Source organism: Acinetobacter sp. YH12200, from assembly GCF_013418175.1.
Classification (GTDB): Bacteria; Pseudomonadota; Gammaproteobacteria; order Pseudomonadales; family Moraxellaceae; genus Acinetobacter; species Acinetobacter pseudolwoffii.
The window spans coordinates 1-4,780 of the sequence record NZ_VPCO01000053.1 but is presented as its reverse complement, the minus strand read 5'-3'; the positions used below and the strand labels follow the sequence as shown (position 1 = coordinate 4,780).

Sequence of the window (4,780 nt, the reverse complement as noted above, 5' to 3'; positions counted from 1 at the left end):
TCTTGAGCTGGTAGCGCACGTTGCCGCCTCGTGTTAACGACAGCCGCTTCTCGGATACCGCCGGGCGGCTGATGTACCGGCACAGCCGTTCGAGCTTCTTGCGTTCATCGGCCCTGGCCGCCACGCCTGTGGGCGGACAAAATAGTTGGGAACTGGGAGGGGTGGAAATGGAGTTTTTAAGGATTATTTAGGGAAGAGTGACAAAATAGATGGGAACTGGGTGTAGCGTCGTAAGCTAATACGAAAATTAAAAATGACAAAATAGTTTGGAACTAGATTTCACTTATCTGGTTAACTAATCTAGCTAACCTGCCGCTCAGCTTAGTACGATCCTATATCCAACTGATCATAATCCTTTCATCAGTATCCCAAATTAAATCCCCCTCCTAGACTGCCTCACCAACACTTTACAGTGATCCCGTATTTCCGGACAGGTGATTGATTTTTTTCGCTTGTACAGGTGTTAAGCCACAGTTATCTTGATGTGGACATTATGCATTGTAATAGCCCATTAACATGCGCTAAGAGCATAAATTAATATACAGTAACAAGCATTACGAGGTGCTAATGTTTGGAAAGCAGCCTCTTCCAACTACAATAATAAGTTAACTATCCTCCACCCACAAATAATTACAAATGACCCCTTTCCGCTATAACTCCGATCTCACCAGCGGCTCGCTACAAACCCGAGAGTGTCGCATTATTACTGGCTTGTTACTCCAAGAGCTTGATGAAGCTGCCTGGGATAAAGCCATGTATAAGGAAAATGTGCTTCAGAAACGCACGCAATCTACGGTAAGACGTATTTCTTCAGCGCTTAGAAAACGCCTAGAACACCTAAGCTCTGACTTTTGGGCTTTTGCGTTTTTATGTTAGGCATTGTCTGGCAACTGGAGGAAGTGTAATGACCATGAATGGTCACTGTGATTGACAGTATCTTGCTTAAACTTATCTGAACAATGGTAGAACTGGCTCATATTTATCCCCTCTATGATTGTTTATCTTTTTCACCATAAAAAGTATCAGGGGCTACTCAGGGCTACATAAAGATATTTATCTACTTTTACTGATTGATAAGTAGCATCAGTCCATCCGCAGGACTGGTGGTGCCGGCAAAATGCTGACCCAACACATGCGTATAGATTTGCGTGGTCTTAACATCGTTATGCCCTAAGAGTTCTTGCACAGTGCGAATATCACGCCCCGCTTGTAATAGATGCGTAGCAAACGAGTGACGAAATGTATGACAAGTGACACGCTTGCTAACGATGCCTGCTTTTTGTACGGCTGCCTTCAATGCCTTTCGCGCAACGGAGTCATGCAGATGATGGCGGCATAATTTGCCGTTATACGGGTGGTTGCAGAGCGTGCTGGAGGGAAAGACAAACATCCACGCCGCTTGTCGATAAGCAGAAGGGTATTTGTGATCTAAAGCAAAAGGCAGCGATGGCCCTACGCCTTGTAAGTTGTCGTCTTGCTGAATAAGCCGCGCTTGCTCAATGAGTTATTTTATTGCTGGGATTAGGCGCGTGGGCAGTAGGCTGTTTCTGCTTTTCCCACCCTTACCGTCATGCACAGTGATGCAGCCATTATCAAAATCAAAATCTTTAACCCGCAAACGCAAGCATTCATTAATGCGCAAACCTGCACCATACAGCAGCGTAAAAATAACTTGGTTGCGAGTATCCATAACCTGCAAAATGCGTTGCACTTCATTTGCAGAGATAACAGAGGGTAGCCGTCTAGGCTTGCTTGCAGGGATATAATCAATATCGCCCAACGGCTGTTGTAAAAACCTGTTGTACAAAAAAGCTAGGGCATTTAAAGCGATTTTCTGCGTGTTTATGGCTACATGTCTGCTGTTTGCTAAGCTGGATAAAAACAGCCTGACCTCTTCACTGCCCATGGTCTGAGGATGACGTTTTTTGTGAAACAGAATAAAACGCTTAATCCAGTGCAGGTAAGTTTTTTCAGTTTTCAGCGCATAACCTTTTTGTCGCATATCCGTGCGTATAGAATTTAAAAATGGACTGTTAGACATAAAACGCTCCTTGTCTTGCAACTGTCTGCCTATACAGCCTATTCTAGCTGGGATTTAAAAAAGTGCCTGTTTTTTACGCCTAGAGATGCTTGTTTACCGGTAGAGTTTTAATTTAATGCTAAATAAATTAAAATGTTATGAGTTCTTTGGGTGAGATAATGTGCATCGTGCAAGCAGGATAGACGGCATGCACGATTTGTAATAACAGAGTGTCTTGTATTTTTAAAGAAAGTCTATTTAATACAAGTGATTATATTAATTAACGGTAAGCATCAGCGGGTGACAAAACGAGCATGCTTACTAATAAAATGTTAACCTCTGAGGAAGAATTGTGAAACTATCACTAATGGTAGCTATATCGAAGAATGGAGTTATCGGGAATGGCCCTGATATTCCATGGAGTGCCAAAGGTGAACAGCTCCTGTTTAAAGCTATTACCTATAACCAATGGCTGTTGGTTGGACGCAAGACTTTTGAATCAATGGGAGCATTACCCAACCGAAAGTATGCGGTCGTAACACGTTCAAGTTTTACATCTGACAATGAGAACGTATTGATCTTTCCATCAATTAAAGATGCTTTAACCAACCTAAAGAAAATAACGGATCATGTCATTGTTTCAGGTGGTGGGGAGATATACAAAAGCCTGATCGATCAAGTAGATACACTACATATATCTACAATAGACATCGAGCCGGAAGGTGATGTTTACTTTCCTGAAATCCCCAGCAATTTTAGGCCAGTTTTTACCCAAGACTTCGCCTCTAACATAAATTATAGTTACCAAATCTGGCAAAAGGGTTAACAAGTGGCAGCAACGGATTCGCAAACCTGTCACGCCTTTTGTACCAAAAGCCGCGCCAGGTTTGCGATCCGCTGTGCCAGGCGTTAGGCGTCATATGAAGATTTCGGTGATCCCTGAGCAGGTGGCGGAAACATTGGATGCTGAGAACCATTTCATTGTTCGTGAAGTGTTCGATGTGCACCTATCCGACCAAGGCTTTGAACTATCTACCAGAAGTGTGAGCCCCTACCGGAAGGATTACATCTCGGATGATGACTCTGATGAAGACTCTGCTTGCTATGGCGCATTCATCGACCAAGAGCTTGTCGGGAAGATTGAACTCAACTCAACATGGAACGATCTAGCCTCTATCGAACACATTGTTGTGTCGCACACGCACCGAGGCAAAGGAGTCGCGCACAGTCTCATCGAATTTGCGAAAAAGTGGGCACTAAGCAGACAGCTCCTTGGCATACGATTAGAGACACAAACGAACAATGTACCTGCCTGCAATTTGTACGCAAAATGTGGCTTTACTCTCGGCGGCATTGACCTGTTCACGTATAAAACTAGACCTCAAGTCTCGAACGAAACAGCGATGTACTGGTACTGGTTCTCGGGAGCACAGGATGACGCCTAACAATTCATTCAAGCCGACACCGCTTCGCGGCGCGGCTTAATTCAGGAGTTAAACATCATGAGGGAAGCGGTGATCGCCGAAGTATCGACTCAACTATCAGAGGTAGTTGGCGTCATCGAGCGCCATCTCGAACCGACGTTGCTGGCCGTACATTTGTACGGCTCCGCAGTGGATGGCGGCCTGAAGCCACACAGTGATATTGATTTGCTGGTTACGGTGACCGTAAGGCTTGATGAAACAACGCGGCGAGCTTTGATCAACGACCTTTTGGAAACTTCGGCTTCCCCTGGAGAGAGCGAGATTCTCCGCGCTGTAGAAGTCACCATTGTTGTGCACGACGACATCATTCCGTGGCGTTATCCAGCTAAGCGCGAACTGCAATTTGGAGAATGGCAGCGCAATGACATTCTTGCAGGTATCTTCGAGCCAGCCACGATCGACATTGATCTGGCTATCTTGCTGACAAAAGCAAGAGAACATAGCGTTGCCTTGGTAGGTCCAGCGGCGGAGGAACTCTTTGATCCGGTTCCTGAACAGGATCTATTTGAGGCGCTAAATGAAACCTTAACGCTATGGAACTCGCCGCCCGACTGGGCTGGCGATGAGCGAAATGTAGTGCTTACGTTGTCCCGCATTTGGTACAGCGCAGTAACCGGCAAAATCGCGCCGAAGGATGTCGCTGCCGACTGGGCAATGGAGCGCCTGCCGGCCCAGTATCAGCCCGTCATACTTGAAGCTAGGCAGGCTTATCTTGGACAAGAAGATCGCTTGGCCTCGCGCGCAGATCAGTTGGAAGAATTTGTTCACTACGTGAAAGGCGAGATCACCAAGGTAGTCGGCAAATAATGTCTAACAATTCGTTCAAGCCGACGCCGCTTCGCGGCGCGGCTTAACTCAAGCGTTAGAGAGCTGGGGAAGACTATGCGCGATCTGTTGAAGGTGGTTCTAAGCCTCGTACTTGCGATGGCATCGGGGCAGGCACTTGCTGACCTGCCAATTGTTTTAGTGGATGAAGCTCGTCTTCCCTATGACTACTCCCCATCCAACTACGACATTTCTCCAAGCAACTACGACAACTCCATAAGCAATTACGACAATAGTCCATCAAATTACGACAACTCTGAGAGCAACGGCACTGTTGCAAAGTTAGCGATGAGGCAGCCTTTTGTCTTATTCAAAGGCCTTACGTTTCAAAAACTCTGCTTACCAGGCGCATTTCGCCCAGGGGATCACCATAATAAAATGCTGAGGCCTGGCCTTTGCGTAGTGCACGCATCACCTCAATACCTTTGATGGTGGCGTAAGCCGTCTTCAT

Annotated in this window: 3 protein-coding genes and 4 pseudogenes; 4 read left to right on the top strand and 3 right to left on the bottom strand. The window is 46.0% G+C overall.

Going from position 1 to position 4,780, the window contains the following annotated elements; translation table 11 throughout:
* A pseudogene (locus FTU90_RS15695) lies at positions 1–127 on the bottom strand (transposase); the annotation flags it as partial.
* A gap of 509 nt (positions 128–636) precedes the next feature.
* On the opposite strand from FTU90_RS15695, the gene FTU90_RS15690 reads away from it, so the two are divergent.
* Positions 637–876 carry a BrxA family protein gene (locus tag FTU90_RS15690; protein ID WP_001353740.1) on the top strand — a complete coding sequence of 80 codons (240 nt, stop codon included), beginning with the start codon at positions 637–639 and terminating at the stop codon, positions 874–876.
* Between the two features lie 187 nt (positions 877–1,063).
* On the opposite strand, the pseudogene intI2 reads toward FTU90_RS15690, so the two are convergent.
* Positions 1,064–2,041, bottom strand: a pseudogene (intI2, locus tag FTU90_RS16210) (class 2 integron integrase IntI2).
* Between the two features lie 331 nt (positions 2,042–2,372).
* Here intI2 and dfrA1 point away from each other — a divergent pair.
* The 3 genes and pseudogenes from dfrA1 (at position 2,373) to aadA1 (ending at position 4,358) form a co-directional block, all read left to right on the top strand.
* A complete protein-coding gene (gene dfrA1 / locus FTU90_RS15675) occupies positions 2,373–2,846 on the top strand; it encodes a trimethoprim-resistant dihydrofolate reductase DfrA1 (protein ID WP_000777554.1) in 474 nt (157 codons plus the stop codon).
* A gap of 94 nt (positions 2,847–2,940) precedes the next feature.
* A complete protein-coding gene (gene sat2 / locus FTU90_RS15670; protein ID WP_000704156.1) occupies positions 2,941–3,465 on the top strand; it encodes a streptothricin N-acetyltransferase Sat2 in 525 nt (174 codons plus the stop codon).
* A gap of 57 nt (positions 3,466–3,522) precedes the next feature.
* Positions 3,523–4,358 (top strand): annotated as a pseudogene (aadA1, locus tag FTU90_RS15665) (ANT(3'')-Ia family aminoglycoside nucleotidyltransferase AadA1).
* Positions 4,359–4,648: 290 nt separating this feature from the next.
* Here the strand turns inward: aadA1 and FTU90_RS15655 are convergent.
* Positions 4,649–4,780 (bottom strand): annotated as a pseudogene (locus FTU90_RS15655) (IS6 family transposase); the annotation flags it as partial.

Coding starts and splice junctions, on each gene's coding strand:
- FTU90_RS15690 (WP_001353740.1), top strand. CDS start 637: ATGACCCCTTTCCGCTATAACTCCGATCTCACCAGCGGCTCGCTACAA.
- sat2 (WP_000704156.1), top strand. CDS start 2,941: ATGAAGATTTCGGTGATCCCTGAGCAGGTGGCGGAAACATTGGATGCT.